Annotated in this window: 17 protein-coding genes and 1 pseudogene; 1 reads left to right on the forward strand and 17 read right to left on the reverse strand. The window is 35.7% G+C overall.

From position 1 onward, the window contains the following. Positions 1 to 313: 313 nt before the first annotated feature. From AC1DCY_RS02825 to AC1DCY_RS02860, 8 genes are all read right to left on the reverse strand, one after another. Positions 314 to 466, reverse strand: a complete 153-nt coding sequence (locus tag AC1DCY_RS02825) for a YpzG family protein (protein WP_082172689.1) — start codon at positions 464 to 466, stop codon at positions 314 to 316. 86 nt (positions 467 to 552) lie between these two features. Next, a complete protein-coding gene (locus AC1DCY_RS02830; RefSeq protein ID WP_477347258.1) occupies positions 553 to 1344 on the reverse strand; it encodes a nucleotidyltransferase domain-containing protein in 792 nt (263 codons plus the stop codon). 413 nt (positions 1345 to 1757) lie between these two features. After that, positions 1758 to 3407, reverse strand: a complete 1650-nt coding sequence (locus tag AC1DCY_RS02835) for a sensor domain-containing diguanylate cyclase (RefSeq protein WP_477347260.1) — start codon at positions 3405 to 3407, stop codon at positions 1758 to 1760. A gap of 176 nt (positions 3408 to 3583) precedes the next feature. Continuing rightward, on the reverse strand, positions 3584 to 3832 hold the full coding sequence (locus AC1DCY_RS02840; RefSeq protein WP_477347262.1) for a hypothetical protein: 249 nt from the start codon (positions 3830 to 3832) through the stop codon (positions 3584 to 3586). Further along, positions 3825 to 4328, reverse strand: a complete 504-nt coding sequence (locus AC1DCY_RS02845; RefSeq protein WP_477347434.1) for an RNA polymerase sigma factor — start codon at positions 4326 to 4328, stop codon at positions 3825 to 3827. The genes AC1DCY_RS02840 and AC1DCY_RS02845 overlap by 8 nt, the downstream gene beginning before the upstream one ends. 10 nt (positions 4329 to 4338) lie before the next feature. Then, on the reverse strand, positions 4339 to 4716 hold the full coding sequence (locus tag AC1DCY_RS02850; RefSeq protein ID WP_477347263.1) for a group-specific protein: 378 nt from the start codon (positions 4714 to 4716) through the stop codon (positions 4339 to 4341). 8 nt (positions 4717 to 4724) lie between these two features. Further along, a complete protein-coding gene (locus AC1DCY_RS02855; protein WP_477347265.1) occupies positions 4725 to 5474 on the reverse strand; it encodes an ABC transporter permease in 750 nt (249 codons plus the stop codon). Then, positions 5471 to 6193 (reverse strand): ATP-binding cassette domain-containing protein, encoded by a 723-nt coding sequence (locus AC1DCY_RS02860; protein ID WP_477347266.1) that lies wholly within the window; start codon positions 6191 to 6193, stop codon positions 5471 to 5473. The genes AC1DCY_RS02855 and AC1DCY_RS02860 overlap by 4 nt, the downstream gene beginning before the upstream one ends. 265 nt (positions 6194 to 6458) lie before the next feature. On the opposite strand from AC1DCY_RS02860, the gene AC1DCY_RS02865 reads away from it, so the two are divergent. Then, positions 6459 to 7046: a hypothetical protein gene (locus AC1DCY_RS02865; RefSeq protein WP_477347268.1), complete on the forward strand. Its 588-nt coding sequence runs from the start codon at positions 6459 to 6461 to the stop codon at positions 7044 to 7046. A gap of 508 nt (positions 7047 to 7554) precedes the next feature. Here the strand turns inward: AC1DCY_RS02865 and AC1DCY_RS02870 are convergent. The 9 genes and pseudogenes from AC1DCY_RS02870 to AC1DCY_RS02910 all read right to left on the reverse strand — a co-directional run. Further along, a pseudogene (locus tag AC1DCY_RS02870) lies at positions 7555 to 7773 on the reverse strand (DUF3784 domain-containing protein); the annotation flags it as partial. A 335-nt stretch (positions 7774 to 8108) separates the two neighbouring features. Beyond that, positions 8109 to 9401, reverse strand: coding sequence for an alpha/beta hydrolase (locus AC1DCY_RS02875; protein ID WP_477347270.1), 1293 nt, complete (start codon positions 9399 to 9401; stop codon positions 8109 to 8111). A 13-nt stretch (positions 9402 to 9414) separates the two neighbouring features. Further along, positions 9415 to 10494 carry a DUF1648 domain-containing protein gene (locus AC1DCY_RS02880; RefSeq protein WP_477347272.1) on the reverse strand — a complete coding sequence of 360 codons (1080 nt, stop codon included), beginning with the start codon at positions 10492 to 10494 and terminating at the stop codon, positions 9415 to 9417. A gap of 7 nt (positions 10495 to 10501) precedes the next feature. Then, positions 10502 to 10879, reverse strand: a complete 378-nt coding sequence (locus AC1DCY_RS02885; protein WP_477347273.1) for a GntR family transcriptional regulator — start codon at positions 10877 to 10879, stop codon at positions 10502 to 10504. Between the two features lie 648 nt (positions 10880 to 11527). Continuing rightward, positions 11528 to 11902 carry a carboxymuconolactone decarboxylase family protein gene (locus AC1DCY_RS02890; protein WP_477347275.1) on the reverse strand — a complete coding sequence of 125 codons (375 nt, stop codon included), beginning with the start codon at positions 11900 to 11902 and terminating at the stop codon, positions 11528 to 11530. 211 nt (positions 11903 to 12113) lie between these two features. After that, a complete protein-coding gene (argH, locus tag AC1DCY_RS02895; RefSeq protein WP_477347277.1) occupies positions 12114 to 13487 on the reverse strand; it encodes an argininosuccinate lyase in 1374 nt (457 codons plus the stop codon). Between the two features lie 86 nt (positions 13488 to 13573). Then, the gene (locus AC1DCY_RS02900; protein WP_477347279.1) at positions 13574 to 14764 is read right to left on the reverse strand and encodes an argininosuccinate synthase; all 1191 of its coding nucleotides are present in this window, start codon (positions 14762 to 14764) and stop codon (positions 13574 to 13576) included. A gap of 423 nt (positions 14765 to 15187) precedes the next feature. Next, complete coding sequence (locus AC1DCY_RS02905; RefSeq protein ID WP_477347281.1) at positions 15188 to 16387, reverse strand: hypothetical protein; 1200 nt, start codon at positions 16385 to 16387, stop codon at positions 15188 to 15190. Positions 16388 to 16566: 179 nt separating this feature from the next. Then, positions 16567 to 17322: an SDR family NAD(P)-dependent oxidoreductase gene (locus AC1DCY_RS02910; protein ID WP_477347283.1), complete on the reverse strand. Its 756-nt coding sequence runs from the start codon at positions 17320 to 17322 to the stop codon at positions 16567 to 16569.

Genomic DNA, 17322 nt, shown 5'->3' on the forward strand with positions numbered 1-17322 from the left:
TTTAATTTGTGTTAAAGACTATATCGGATTAATTACAAATAATTGAAGATAAATTAATAAATGGGTTCGATATTTTTCATTTGATTCATCATCAAAAATTAGGGATGATATTTGCTAGGAGATTAGCGTCACAGATGAGACCTTGCAGTGCATCGAAGCGGCTCACTGGATGCCCCCAGGAAGGTGCTCAGCCAGAACTGAAATCATCCCACGTTGATAAGCTATGTTTATTCCATCGAAACTGTCCAATTTTAAGAAAATAAAAAAACCCAGAATATTTTCTGGGCTTGATGACACTTACTTTTCTAGCTGATTAAAACTGACGGGCTTTTGCTTCACTTCTCAAGATACGGTTATGGAGAGTAATCTCCGTTTCACCATTTACTTGAGATTTTGAACGCTTAATCCTTGACCAGTTGCGGTGGATTTTTTGAGATTTTGGGTCTAGTTGTTCGAACCTACTCATTCGTGCCATCCTCCTCATCAATATAGATTTCATAAGTGAAACCTTTTTTAGTATGACCTTACAATTAAAAATTATTCAGATTTCTATCACCATTGACCCCACACTTCTCGCAATGTACTTCTAAATAACGTATCTAATTTTTGTGTAGGATCATCGACTTTAACGTTGAGATTTTTACAATATGTTTCAACATGCTCTATTTCTTTATCTAAATACTCATTAATACGTTCAATTCGTGGCTCCATATTTAGTTCGTCACCAGCCATTTTTCTCTGTAAAAGTTGCTGAATTTCGGTTTGTAAAGGACCCTCAGTAATAATTGCATTTAACAATTCCTGAAAATCAATTGGTGGAACCGTATTGTTTTTCTCGATCCATTTACATGCTAAAATTGGTCTGAGGACATAGAAATATTTTTTTATCTTTACTTCTGAGCTCTGTAAATACTCTCGATAATTTTTTTTAGCCATGTTTAAATAGTGATATAAGCTTGCATTTGGATAAAAAACTTCTCTTTCCAGTAACCGTACATTGTCAATAAATGAATATTGTTGGTCATAAATAATATTGCTTCGTAACCATTCTAAAAGAGGTGGATTACTTTTGCGGAATAGCCTTAATGCTTTTGTTATTTCCCAACCACTAATATCTAATAAATCATTGATAGGTACTTCGATGACATCCCTCTTAGCCCCAATTCCTTGAGGGTCAATTGAAAGATACCATTGAGGTTGATGTATGTATATGAAACGAACGTCATAATCACTATCTTTAGAAGGAAATCCCCAAGCACGACTACCCGATTCTACAGCAGATAAAATTTTTACTTGATACTCATTTTCAATTTCTTTTAATTTACTTAGTATAATTTCCTTCATATAAATACCACTTTCCAAATTTAGTCTTATCAATTATGCCTCGGCATAATTGCGTCCGAAATCGGCTTTGTGCTTGGGCCTGCAGATGTTTTTTGCGCGAAAGCGTAGCGGCAGCAGCACCGAAGCAGGTCAGTTAGCCGTTATCGCATGGATGGGATGATTTTTAGGCTAACACCCTTTAAGAACTCCTTTCCGATTTCTTGACATCCGCCGGAGGCTTTGGGCCAACGTGATGTTGGTCACTCAGTCGTTGCCACAGGACGTGGCGTTCTTAGACTGAGTTCCTCTATTTCAGTAGGTGCTAGTCCCCGCTGAAAAGTAGCATAAACCTGCATTCAGCTCACCATCCTAGAGGTGATAGACTTCTGTACCTGTCGCTTCGCTTTCGGTACAAAAAACAATGCTGAAAGAAGTTAAAGTATTTGCCCTGCATCAACTATACCTGTATTATCATATACTCTAAGTTGGTTTCGACCGCTTTCCTTAGCAATATAAAGTGCTTGATCCGCACTTTCAAGCAGCTCGTAAAATGTTGAAATGTTATTAGAATGACCAAATCCTGCGATACCAATACTCACTGTCACATTAATCTCTAAATTATCCGCATAATAAGGGTTATCTTCAACATGTTGCCGAACTCTTTCCGCGATTTTCACTGCACTCTCTAGCGTAGTATTTGGGGATAAAATGACAAACTCCTCACCCCCATACCTTGTAACAATGTCGATTCTTCGCACAGAATTTGTAATGATGTTTGCGACGTGCTTTAGTACTTCATCACCGATTAAATGTCCATATGTATCATTGACCTTTTTGAAAAAATCAATGTCAATCGCTATACATGAACAATGGTTTTGTTCTTCTAAACATTTTTGAAAAACAAGCTCCCCTTGTTCAATCAAATAACGACGATTATAAAGCTTCGTCAACTGACAGGTAATCGATAATTCCTTCAGTAAGATAGTATCTTTCCTCACCTTGTTGCTCATTTCATTGAAGGACGCACAAAGCTCCTTAAATTCTTGCGCATAAGGTGCTAGCTGTTGTTCATTTATTTGATAATCATAAAAACCTTGTTCTACCTTTCTAACACCTGTAAGAAGCTGCTGAATAGGTTCTTCAATTCTTTTCGAGAGATGTAACATCATTTTAATCAAAAAAAATGACCCTACTATTAAACAAATGGTTATCCATAAAAATCGATTGATTAATGGTTTATAGGCCTCTAACAGACCAATTTCTGATATGATAAACCATTTCCCTCCATTTATAGGCTTACTTTTAGCAAGAACCCACTTATTATTCGCGTCTTTATAAAGCTCGAGCCCGCTTGTTTTATTTTTTAAAGCTGCGTTTAGGATATGCTCATCAACTAAATAATTGCCAGAGTATCGGTGTTGTTTATTGTTTAATTCAGAGAGCATAGTACCTTCTTGATCTATAATATAAGAATGACCTAAAAAGCCTACTCTCGATTCTTGTAGCAGTTGATCGATGGTGTCTAAATTTACTGCGCCAAAAACTACACCATTGAATTGTTGCTGTGCATTAAGAATCGGTGAAGCAAATGCAATAATAGGCTGCTTTGTAACTTTACTTATTAAAATATCTGTTATGTATGGTTGTTTCGTTTTTTTAGCAACTTGAAAATACTTACGGTCATTTACATCCACGCTAACACCATTTTTACTGTATTCAGTAACTGTATCAACTTGTACGATGCCCTCTTTATTGACGAATATTAAGTCTGTGAAATTTGTTTTTTCTTTATAATCTTGAAAAAAAGCTTGCGATTTTTGAAAATTATAGTCCTTTATAAAATCAAAATTAGCTATTGTATGTATATCACTGGATCGCTCTGATAACCAGCTTTCAAAAAAATATGTTTGGGTATCCAAATAATGTGTCATCTCTTCATTTTGATGTTGAATGGTTTGTCGATATTCAATATAAAGCGTTGGAATAAAAATACATAGGCCAATAATAAACGTAATCCATACAAGCGTTCGATGAAGCTGACCTTTTATCGTATTTGGCTGTGGAATCATTTTTAAAACCCTCAAAGCATTTACCTCCAAATTAATCTAAATATTTCCTTAAAATGGGCAATAAATAGTATTTTATTCATTAAAAATACCACAACCGAATGATTGTGGCAGTGAGAAATTTAACTTCTTCCAGCAAATGTTTTTTTGGTAGCGTCAGCTACAAATGTCATTTATAACGTAAGTCATAAAATTTATTGCAATAAAATTTGGAGAATTGTAATAAATACAGCCGCAACAATGGGCACTACTTTCAAAGAGGTATAGCCAACTGAAGAAGTACATATTGGCTCTAACGGATCCTTCGTTGGTGAAGCTAAATATTGAAGAAAGCGTTGCCAGCGACTTTTCTTATATGTCATTAGCTGCTTAGGAATCTCCACTTTATCTTGATCTAAGCTGTCTTTTAACCATTGCTCCTTTTGAAATTCATCCTTAAGCATCGAAATCCTCCTTTAGCTCTTCCTTTAAAGTCCTTATCGCATTATGTAGCCTTGATTTAACTGTGCCAAGTGGAATGGACAAAATTTGTGCAATTTCCTCCTGCGGTAAATCATGATAATAAACAAGCAAAATAACAGCTCGTTGCTTTTCGGGTAATTGAAGTATCGCTTCTTGTATCGTCAATTTCTCGTCAGCAGACAAACGATGACTTGACGTCGGCACTAAAAACGGGAAGAGCGTGCGCCATTTTTTGCGCCGATTTAATTTATTAATCATTAAGCGATAAGCGATTTGAAATAAAAAGGCTTTAACCGTTCCCTTTTGCTGGTCATAATCTTCTTTTATATATTGTAAACGCTCAAACGTATCTTGCACAATATCAATGCTTAGCTGATCTTCACGAGTATAGCGAAATAAAAAGCAGTACAATGGCTCATATAAACAACTATAGAGCTGTTCAAAGCCCTCGACATCTCCGTTTTTATAAGCCTCCATCCACTCCTCATTACTTATCATCTAGCTCATCCCCCCAATGAGCCTTAATGGACTTCAATGTCATGGACACACGTGAAACTAAGTATAGGACTATTACAATGACCCATGCTTGCGATTGATTTGTAAAAAACTGCACATATGGATTTTCGATTGTTTTACCTAAAAATAAAAGTATATTTAATGCCTGCACACAAAGTATTGTATAAATGGCTAAAACGAGCGTTAACGTATCAAATACATTCCAACGTAAATAAATGGTTGTTTTTTTATAATTAATTTTTCCATTTTCGCGAACAACATATTTTTTATCCATCGGGATTGTGATTCCCAAAATAATAATCATCCAAACCCCAACTACAATTAAAGATACAATAAATCCAATTCCCATAAAATCACCTACTTACTCGTATATACTTTTTTAGCGATGGCTGCTAGCATCAAGCTAATAACTGCTAAAATTATACAATATTGATATTGCGGAAGCCATGTTTCATTGATTAAATTTAAGTACATTTGCAAACTATCATTTAAATAAAGCATTGGATTCCAGCTTAGAAAAATATAATAATCATGTGGGTTTTTCCCCCCGATTGCTAAAAACATCGTTGTCATCGTTACTGAAAACATGAATAAAATCATAATCGGCACTAACATACTTTGAGCTACTTTCTCGTTTTTAAATAGACCTGCTAATATAAAACTCAATGGATATAATGCCAGTAAAACAAAATTACTAATCAAAATAATCATAAAGTAAGATGAAAGTGAAATATCAATGATGAAGGAATAACCAATGAGAAGTAACACTAAAAATACATTTAATAATGTAAAGACAACGATTCCCATACCAATATAGTAAGTGTGTGGCTTCACGCCTGTTCGTTGTACCCATTGGAACGTTTTATTAGCCTTCATATCTGCTAAATATATAGTAGCGCTAGAAAATGCAAATGAGAAAATTAACATTAAAATTGAAACTGGTAAAAACTGACCTTTAATTAAATAATCAAATGCTTCTCCGGACATCATGTTTTTACAAATAACTGACATGATCAAAAAAATAAAGGCTGGCGATAAGTTTCCGATAGACATTCCTGCATTTCGTATACTTTCTAACATATAAATTCGTGCAATTTGTTTCATCATCCCACTCTTCCTCCTAAAATTTGACCTGTCACTTCATAGTAGAGACCTTCAATTCCTGGTAATTTTGCCTCTGTGTATTTTTGATATAGCTCATCTTGTGTGCTATTTTCAATAAGCTTCCCGTCTTTTAAGATCGCTACATAATCAAATAACGGTTCTAACCCTGCCACCTCATGACTAATAATAATAATCATTTTGTTACGTTGACGAATTTCATCTTGTAAGTAAAACATCAATTGCTTTTTCTTCGTTAAATCTAAATCAGCAAACGGCTCATCTAATATGATAATCGGTTTATTTAATAAAAAAGAAAGGTAGATTGATACTGCTTTTCGCTGACCCCCTGACGCATTTTTCAATAATATGTGGTCATAAGTCGGTAATCCTAATATTTCATAGAGCTCTCCCAAATCATTTTTATTGTTCGTTAATGTAGTAAATAGAGCCATCACTTCACGAATTTTAAGATACTGATAACTCGAAAATAATTGGTACTGCAGCGCAACTTGCTCATGCACATATTGGGACGAATCATTGAATAGAATGGAACCACCATCAGGTTTTACATCTCCAGCTATACATTTTGATAATGTAGATTTACCTGCTCCATTCTGACCTAATAATAAATAACAATAGCCCATTTTAAATGTGGCTGACACACCATTCAAAACGTTTGCACCATTATATTTTTTCACAATATCCTTCACAATAAGCTCCAAAATAAACCCTCCCTTTTTATATGTTCACTGACTATACAAACGGGGATTGCAAAAGGTTCATTTTATTTTTAAAAAAATGAAATAAAAATATATGTTTCTATAAAATGATTTTTTATGTAAAATAAATAATTATTGGAAATTAAGTAAAAACAAAGGGGTGTCATCCTGACACGGCTTCTACTGACGACGTTCGATGAGTGGTTAGGCCAAATTTTTCTTGTTTTACTTCACGATTAATAGAATACTAATTAAGGGAGTTACCGAAGTGAACGATTTTGAAGAACTTAAGTATTTTTTAGGACCGCATTTTGGTCCAGAGATAGACTGGGAGCAAATCGAATACGCTGTTATTGATCATCGACAATTAAGTAAAAAAGTTCGATCTAAATTCAAAGAAGAGCTCCTCTATATGAAGCATCTGTTAGAACAAAATCAATATGAAAAAATACAGCAGATTATCGAGAAGTATGATTTGAAGGATACAAAGCTTAACGATATAGAAAAAATACAAAGATTTATTGATGTGGTTTTACCTATTATTGAAAAATATGAGTATAAGAAAGGTATTCCTTATGTCCCTTTTAAAGCTTTAAACTATCTGTTTGATAAAATTATTATCCCTGCAAAAACATTTTTATCTTTTGACTTTATTGCTGTAGATATCAAAAGAGAAGGGGATACATTTATACATCATATCTTGCAAGATTTACAATATGTAGAAATGGCCTTTATGGAGCAAGATGAAGCAAAGATTCAAAAGTTACAACAACTTTCCAAAGAGAAAGGGGTTACAATTTTTGAATCACAATTTCGAGATGAATTTATCCAAGTAGTAACGAACGAATTAAGTTAAAAACAAGTATGTCCTATAAAGAGAATTGACTACGAATAATTACCACTAAATAGCTCGTTCAGCCTCCATAATATATTCGACCCATAAAAAATAACTTGAATTAATAGTGAATTTTCTATTTATATATAAATAAGGAAGATAATATAGTTTTTCGCTTTAGTTAATGACAACACCGAGCGTTTATGCGGAACGGATTTGGCAAGTGCTATTTCTTTCTCACGGTCGGACACAGATAATACTCATCAATCACCATAACGTGGGGTTGATTAGGCGTTCGATGAGCAGTCCGCTCTCGGTCTCACCGACCTGTCTACACTCTATTAAAGATGATTTATATAAAAAGTCCTAAAAAAGAGTATGCTCTGATTTGAGCATACTCTTTTTGATCAATTATGCCTCGGCATAATTATGTCCGGAGGCAATGTCTTCCTTCCGCGGGTATTTCCCTATTTCGTGCGAGTATCTACCCAATTCGCTCGGTTCACCTTGCTAATAAATGAAGATAAACTTATTTTTTAAAGCGATTACGTGTATTGGTATACACAAGTGCGAAAATAGTAAGACCTATAAAAAGAACGAGCCCGATGATAAATAGCCATTCCGTTTTAAATAGCTCATTTAGTCCCCATAATAGTAAACAAAAACAGTAGCCATACATCACTTTGCCCATAAATTTAGCAAGTGCTTTTTCGTTATATTTCTCTTTCTCACTGTCGGACATCGTATTATAGCCCGCTAATCAATTATGCCTCGGCATAATTGCGTCCGGAATCGGCTTTGTGCTTGCACAAAGGACTCCTTTCCGATTCCGTGACATCCGCCGGAGGCTTTAACTTCTTTCAGCGGATGTTTGGTCACCCGCTGAAAAATGACTTAAAATTGCATTCATCACAACACCTATAGAGGTGGGAGATTTCTGTAGCTGACGCTTAGCTTTCGCTACAATAGACATTTGCTGAAAGAAGTTAAAAATGCACCTTTTCCTTGTGATAAAACAATTGCAAACATTAGGAACGGTATCATTATGATAATCCAAACAATGGCATTCATGACGATTAGCCTCTACTTTTCATTTAGAATAAATTGCTGGATGGCTGGCAGCAATTCTTTATGAAGTGATAATGATGGGTCTGAATACGTCGCTAAATTTTTCGCGCGATCTGCTGGAGCATTTTTTAACACATGATTCATTCCGTCCATATATACAAGCTTGGCATCTGGTTTACCTTTCTTTAAGGCTTCCGCATCCGTTGCAACTACTTGTAAGTCGGTTGTTCCTTGAAGAATTAAAACTCGGCTATTCACTTTTGCTAACTCACTTGCAGGGTTATATTTTAACCATGAAATCATATACGGTTGAACGGAAGAACGGAAGAGTGATTGTAAATCTGGAGAAACGTTCTTCACTAGCTCGCCTTTTTTCAAGGATGCAAGAGCATCTGTTGATTCTTTTAGAAGCGCTGGCGATAATTGACCTTTTAATTGCTCTAACAAAATTTCATCTGCTGGTCTTCCAGCACCTGCTATGGAAACAAAGGACTCTACTTTTGTTTTTTGTGCTGCTAGTAAACCAATCAGTGAACCTTCGCTATGTCCAATAATATGAATACTTGAATATGCTTTATCGGCTAACAGGGTATTAATCACTTGAACAGCATCGTCTACGTATTGGTCGATCGTGATATCCTCTTCCTTTGTTAAAAGGGATTGATTATCGCCTATTCCACGTTTATCATAGCGAACAGTCGCAATACCGTCTTTTGCTAATCCTTCCGCAATCATTTTTAAGCTGTCATTTTTACCAGCTATTGCTGAATTTCCATCCTTATCAGTTGGTCCAGAGCCTGCTATAATAAGTGCCACTGGAGATGGCTCCTTGCTAGTCTTTTGAAGAGCCACTGTTAACTCACCATCTTTAACAGGAATCTTTAACGTTTCATACGTAACTGGTTGTTGTGCTTGTTCTTTGAATGGTTTTAAAATAAGTGGGAATTTGCCACCATTTTGTTGAAACGTTGCTTCAATTTGCCCATCTTTTAATGTTCCGTTTATTTCAACTGCCGAGCCATTTAAATTGATTGAAACATTCACTTGATCACCATTGTATTTAATGCTTTTAAATGGATAATTGGATAAGCCTTGTGCTGGTACTGATAATGTCCCACTATCTTTCTGCAAATCAACGATAATTGGAAGTGCTCCGTTTGGCGTTTCGATATTTCCTTCCCATTTCCCTACTAGCTGTTCATTCATTTTATTGTCCTCCTTTGTCTCTTTACCTTTTGTATTGTCTTCCTTCTCCGCGCATGCTGCTAATAATAAGAGTGCGCAACATAAAAACAAAAGTTTTTTCATAAAATCTCTCCTTCTATATGAAGATGACTAATAAGATTGGCAAAAATATTACAAGTAAAATGACATAACTCCATTTATTCGCTAAATTCACAGTCCAACCAACACCGTATTTCTTTTGTACTAATAGTGAAGGATCATTTTTATTGATGTAAACAATACCCCATTTCCAATATCGATCATCGGCTGCAGCTGTTTCGTTTGTATGTAAATCATCAAAGCGCTCATTACTTTTACTTAACTTCCAAATTAAGAGGGTAAGTCCCCCTAAAGAGACGATCATAAAAACGATAAAAAGCGGGAAGAAGTAAGGAGCTGTTTGATTTTTCAAAATCACTGTCGAGTAATGTAAAACAACAAGAAGAATGGTCATACTATAATTAATCGCCGCTAAATACCAGCTGCCATATTTGCGCTGTGTAAGCTCTCTATTGGCTGAAGCTTCTTTCGCCTGTGCGCTCAATTGTATTTTGGCACTTTTCATACCTATACTCATGATGAAAAAACTAATTTGTGTCCCTAGTAAAATAAGTGGCATTTCAATAATTGATAGCCATGTTTTTTCAGTCCAACCGTCTACTTCACCCGCTGCATTCCAATGGGTAGCAAATACATCCGGGATGGCATTGTAATTCATATAGGTAAAGGTAATCAATGCTAACGTGATAATAATTGGTAATGCGAAAAATGTAGGTGAAAGTACTTCATCTCGATCCCGTATAGATAAATCCATCACATAAACAGTTTTTACATGCGCTTCCCAATTTTCTTGTTGTTTCAGTTTTTTTGTTTTTATATGATAAAACATATAAAGTCCAGCTGATATGAGAAGCACGACATATAGCATGATAAAGGATAATAAAACAAATTGGTTTTCTTGAATGGACGTAAAAAGTAGTAAAATTTGGCCTAAAAGAAATGCAACTGCTATGCTCCCGATCATTATGCTGTAGTGTTTTTTAAATATACGTAATTGCTGATGTTGCACATAAGGTTCTGGAATTGACACACCAAACACAGTTGTTTTTCTCGCAAAATATGGAGTTAAAGTTTCCAGTACCCCTACAAAGATAAAGATGCTTAATATAAAAAGCATATTTCCCCTACTTCCATTGTTTTAAAATTCGATGAAACAAACTTGTCATCTGATCTTTTTCGAGACCACGTGCATAGGCCTCTGCCATAATTGGTTTTAATGCATTTTCTACTTTTTCAACTTCCGTCTCTTCCAGTTCTTTTTTTTGACCACCGATAATGATCGCCTTTGCTTTCGGCTTTAATTCGATTAACCCTTTTTCTTCAAGTTCATGATAGCTCTTACTAACCGTGCTGACATTAATCCCTAAATCCGCAGCCATTGAACGAACTGAAGGTAATGTGTCACCATTTTTTAGCTTTCCCTTAGCAATTAACTCAATTAACTGATTCGCTAACTGTTTATAGAGCTGTAATTCACTGCTTGGATCTAAATGAATATTCATTTTACCCCTCCAATCTGTATTGCTTATAACCAAACAGAAATCTGTCATACTAAGAGTAATACAGTTTTCTAAAAAAGTCAAATTCTTCTATAAAGTGAAAATTAATCAGTTTAACTTCTTTACCACCACTGGTCTATCATGCTTTAGGGAAATGAATGCGAAATAAAAAAAGGACCCAGAAAAATTCTGGATCCCAAGAACACTTATTTCTATTTGATTTGATCTGTATCGGTTTTTGCTTCTTCTTAAGATACAGCAAAACAGAATATCCTCTGCCTCACCTTTTCCTTAAGATTTTAGAAGCTCACCCTATACAACTGTGGCGGACTTTCCTGAGATTCCTGGTCTTTGGGTGTTTGACTACTCATTCTACATCCTCCAATCATTTTAGATTGATAAGTGATTCCTCTCTTAATATGAACTGTTTAACAAGTGTTTATTCATGTGAAGAGCATTTTTATTAATAATGGCTTGTTAAAGAATAAAACTCCACGAAAATGCAGATTTTTATTTTAGGCGACTTCTTTAAAGACTTGTTGCGCAATGGATCAATTATGCCTCGGCATAATTGCGTCCGGAATCGGCTTTGTGCTTGCACAAAGCACTCCTTTCCGATTCCGTGACATCCGCCGGAGGCTTTAACTTTTTTCAATAGGTGTTTGGACACCTGCTGAAAAAAGTTAAAGCATTTTGTACACGAGGAAAACCTATATATGGCACTAATTGTAATAATGCTTCCACAATTTCTATCTGTGTCAAACCTGCATGTATACCACGTTTAATATGTGTCTTTGTTTGTGGGGCAGCACCTTGAGTTACTACTGCTGTAATGACAACAAGTGCACGGCTTTTTGCATCTAGCCCTGGTCGAGAATAAACATCACCATAGGCAAATTCAATAATCATTTTGCGTAAATCTGGTGCTACATCAGCTAGTGCATCTGCCTCAATCATTCGTGCCGCTTCTTCCTTTGTCACATACTGTTTAATTGTTTCTAATCCCTTTATAAAACGCTCATTCATTGAAATCCCTCCCATTGTTATTTCTTTACACAAAAACCCCAATTCCGCGTCTCCAGAATTGGGGATTGTCCTTCACCTATGTAAGGGGCTCTTTCTCGTTTCACCCTCTGGCTCTAAACGAAAAAGGAAAATGGTTTTTCATAGTGCCTCACTGGACAGCTTTAATGAATATCTATGCAAAAGTCACAAGGACATGCACGCTAAATAATTGTTAAAATAGACAAGCTTTTGCCTTTTCGATTTGGATGTTTACTTGATCAAACCCTGTACCACCTAAAGAATGACGACGACGAACAGCTGCTTCAGGCGCTAATACATCGTAAATATCCGCTTCGATAAGCTCACTTTCTTTTTTCATGTCTTCAAGCGGTAAATCTAATAAGTAGATACCCTGTTGAATACATGTGAATACAAGTTTTCCTGTCACTTCATGTGCTTCACGGAAAGGCATACCTTTTGTTGCGAGATAATCTGCAAGCTCCGTAGCATTGGAGAAGTCAGAGTGTACTGCCTGGTGCAAACGCTCTGTATTGACAGTCATCGTGCGAACCATACCTTCAAAGATTTTTAATGAACCAAGAATTGTATGGACTGTATCGAACATACCTTCTTTATCTTCTTGCATATCTTTGTTGTATGTTAACGGTGTTCCTTTAAGAACGGTTAATAAGCCCATTAAGTTACCGTAAACACGTCCCGTTTTTCCACGGATTAACTCTGCCATATCAGGATTTTTCTTTTGTGGCATTATAGAAGAACCTGTTGAGAAGGCATCATCTAATTCGATAAATTTGAATTCATCTGTCGACCACAAAATAATTTCCTCTGCAAAACGAGATAAATGCGCCATTAATAATGATGAATTGCTTAAAAATTCAACGATAAAATCACGGTCACTTACTGCATCCATAGAGTTTGCATAAACTTCGCTGAAGCCTAATAGCTCTGCGGATTTTAAGCGGTCGATTGGGAAAGTTGTCCCCGCCATGGCACCTGCACCTAAAGGCAAAATATCGATACGTTGAAGCGACTCCGTAAAACGTTGTTTATCACGCTCTAACATCCAGAAATAGGCCATTAAGTGATGCGCAAATGAGATTGGTTGGGCACGTTGTAAATGTGTATAGCCTGGAGCAATTGCTTCTACATGCTCCTCAGCTTTTTCAAGCAATGTCTTTTGGAATATCTCAATTAAACCGATTGCTTCCTTCACACGTTTTTTCAAGAAAATATGCATATCCGTTGCTACTTGGTCATTTCGGCTACGACCTGTGTGAAGCTTACCACCTACAGGACCAATTAAATCAATGAGCATTTTTTCCAGATTTAAGTGAATATCTTCATTGGCAACTGTAAATTCAAGCTCCCCTGCGATTGCTTTTTCTTGTAATTGTGCAAGGCCACCAAGAATGGCCTCTACGTCAGCCGCTGGTAAAATTCCTGTTGCGCCAAGCATCGTAACATGTGCTACGCTACCTTCAAGGTCTTCTAGAACAAGCTGTTGGTCAAAGCCAATCGATGCTCCGAACTCGTCCACCCATGCTTCTGCCGATTTTTGGAAACGTCCGCCCCAAAGTTTAGTCATAACAGCTCACCTTTTCCTTCATTTCTTTTTGAAAAGGTGCAGCATAGCACAAAGCTATCCTACACCTTGCTTGTCAAAATTAGTTTTTATTTATTTACTGAAGAGTTAACCACGGTTGGCAGACCCCATAATTCGATGAAGCCTACTGCTGAAGCATGGTTGAATTGGTCTTCTTTAGAGTATGTTGCAAGCTTTTCACTATAAAGTGAATTTGGAGATTTACGTCCTTCCACAATTGCATGACCTTTGTAAAGCTTCACTCGCACAGTTCCGTTCACAAACTTTTGTGATTCGGCAAGGAATGATTCCAGTGCTACACGTAATGGAGAGAACCATAAACCATCATAAATTAATTCAGATAATTTTTTCTCGATGACTGGCTTGAAGTGTGCTAACTCTTTTACAAGCGTTAAGTCTTCAAGCTCTTTATGAGCCGTTAATAGCACTTTAGCTCCTGGAATTTCATATACTTCACGAGATTTAATACCAACTAATCGGTTTTCTACGTGATCGATACGACCAACGCCGTGTGCGCCAGCTACTGCATTTAATTCTTGGATTAAATCAGCAAGCTTCATTTCTTTACCGTTTAACGATACTGGCTTACCAGCAACAAATTCAATTTCAACATATTCCGCTTCATCTGGAGCGTTTTCCACAGAAACTGTTAAACCATAAGCTTCTTCTGGTGGAGATACCCATGGATCTTCCATTACGCCCGCTTCATTTGCACGGCCCCATAAGTTTTGGTCGATAGAGAATGGTGAATCTAACGTTGCAGGAATCGGTACATCATGTTTCATTGCATATTCGATTTCCTCATCACGGCTCCAGCCCCACTCACGTACAGGTGCTAACACCTCTAAATCTGGATTTAACGCTTTGATTGAAACTTCGAAACGAACTTGGTCATTACCTTTACCTGTGCAACCATGAGCTACTGCGTCCGCTCCTACTTGGTTTGCAATCTCCACTAATTTTTTAGAAATTAATGGACGAGAAAGTGCCGATACTAGAGGATATTTTTGCTCGTACCAAGTATGAGCTTGTAATGAGATTAATGCATATTCTTCAGCGAATTCATCCTTCGCATCTACCATATATGATTCAATTGCTCCTACTTGAAGAGCTTTATTTTTTACGAATTCAAGGTCCTTACCTTCACCAACGTCAAGGCACACTGCAATAACGTCCCAACCTTGTTCTTTTAACCACGGAATTGCTACAGAAGTATCAAGACCTCCTGAATATGCTAATACTACTTTTTTATTTGCCATAAAAAATGCGCCTCCAATTAATCTATAAGATATGTATGTTTATACATTCGTTTAAAAGTTTATACACGAATAGTATCATGTTATAAAAATTAAAACAAGTGTATTTTTATAAATTTATAGACTTTTATGTTTATTGTAAAAAGTGTGTCATTATAATACTTTTAGCGCTTGTACAACTATGAATATTTTTACTCAGAAAAACGAATTTTTACTCGCTACATGAATGTATATTATATAAATTTTAGGAAAGTAAATTGTTTTCGGCAAAACGAGGGGTTGATTTACGTTGAAATATAGAATAGTGAATTAACTTAGAAACAAGAAACCGCTAGAGAGTGTAATTCTTCTCTAGCGGTTCTATATTGTTCTGAAAGTTTAATCTTCAACAATACTGCACCGTTATTAGTTGAAGAAAAGATGGTCCTAATTCACATATAAATGCAAAACATTTTCCTGCTTTTCATACCTTCCCTTGATTACTCCGATTCCATCAATTTTTAGCGAATTGGCATTTTCAATGGGATTATTCTTTAATATCAGATGTAATTTAATTATATTTTGAAGTCCATCCTTACAATAGGCAATAACAGGTTGTTGTACAAGATAGTCTTCATTGTTAATTCTTACTTTTATAGAGTTCTTATGTAAAAGCCTATTTTCAAATGAGACGATATTCATCGGGTCAAAAGATTTAGCAGTTATTTCACCTTCAATAAATAGATGAATACCTTTTTGTTGTTCAAAGTTTTCAAATGTATTTTTTCTATTTTGTATAGTAAAATTAATTGCCTCCTCTGTTTCAGGACTTATTTCTACGCTATTTATTTTTATAAAATCATCAGAAAGCTGTTTAAATATATCGTATAATGTATCCTCTTTACCCCAAAAACTTTCCTTCCAACCTGGTGAAAATTCATCTAGTAACAAACACATAAACAAACCTGAACTATAACAACTTTTTCGTATATCAGAAGTAGATTCATATTTGTCCTTAAGGTGTTGTCCATACTTTTTTAGAACTGATTTGTAAGCTATCGGTTTTTTTTCTGAGTATGCCTTTAGTTCAACATACCACGCAGGTCCTTCAATTGTTTCAATTAAGTTTTCATATAATAGATTATTATTAAACTTAGCAGCTCTTTTTTCTCTTAGAGCAATGAAAGTATTAAGATATAGTTTCTTTTTAAGAATATTATTTTCTAACACCGCACTAAAAAGGTTTGCTCTTTCCTGATTTCGTAATTCTACATTTTCTTTCGATATCGGATATGTGATTCCCAGAACTTCATTCGCAAACCGTGTTTCGCCTTTAACATATTGAAAACCGTGGAATAATTCGTGTACGAGAATAGAATATAAACTTTCATAATTCTCATACAATTCGATATTTACAATTGCTGTAGGATAATCATTATAAAGAATAAGTGTACAACCCATAAATTGTTCATCCCAATTTAAAATTTGATAATTATTTTGTTGATTTTTTTTCATTCTAGGATGGTTGAAAAGATAAACATAACTTTTATCGTATAATGCGTAAGCAATCGATTCAAAACCTGACCAATAATTATTCAAATTTGCATTTACTAAGTCTTGGGAAATTTGATTAAGATATTTATTCATTCTTTTCATCCTCCATTCTATATATTTAAATTCTCTTTGGGATGAAAAATATCCTTTTTCAAAAGGGGCTTATGCAACTATCCTAGACTAATGTTTTACAAATGCCATCCACAATTTTTGATGATGAACCATAAAAAAACTGTAAACACACTCAACTTGGTATGTTTACAGTTTTATCCCTATTTTTTATTGAAAAATGATTTGCCTAAAAATTCTACGGTTGCAGGTGCCATTGCATACAGCTTGCTTGTTAATCCCATGATCCTAGGTAAATTAACCTCTCGAACTGGTCGTTCAATTGTTTTTACTGTAGCTTGTGCCACCTCTTCCGCTGTTAACAAAAATCTTCCTAAAGACTCACGATAGCCACTTTCATCACTTGCCTTATCTAAAAATGGTGTATCGATTGGACCTGGATGTATCGCAGTAACTTTAACATTATACGGAGCCAGTTCCATTCGAAGCCCATTTGTAAAGCCGACAATCGCATGCTTTGTAGCAGCATAGACACTAGCCTTAGGTGTCGCTACCTTTCCTGCCTGTGAGCCGATGAAGATTAGCTGACCTTGCTGACGTTGTATCATAGGTGCTGCTAGACGTTTTGCTAAATACATCGGCACACTAACATTTAGCTCTACCATTTGTCTAATCGCTTCATCTGATAAGTCAGTTGCAATGCCAAACTTACCTACCCCTGCAGATAAAATAGCTACATCAAGAGGCGGTAGCTGTGCACATACTTCATCGATTGTAGCTAAATTAGTTAAATCTGCTTGAATCACGTTTGCGCCTATGCGTTCTAATGCTTTTAATGCAACCGTATTGCGTCCTGTTGCATATACCGTATGACCCTGTGCTACTAATAATTCTGTAATTTTCAGGCCAACACCACTAGTTGCACCTGTAACGAAGATAGTCTTTTTATTCATGTTCAT

The sequence above is a fragment of the Lysinibacillus sp. 10T31 genome (assembly GCF_056394365.1).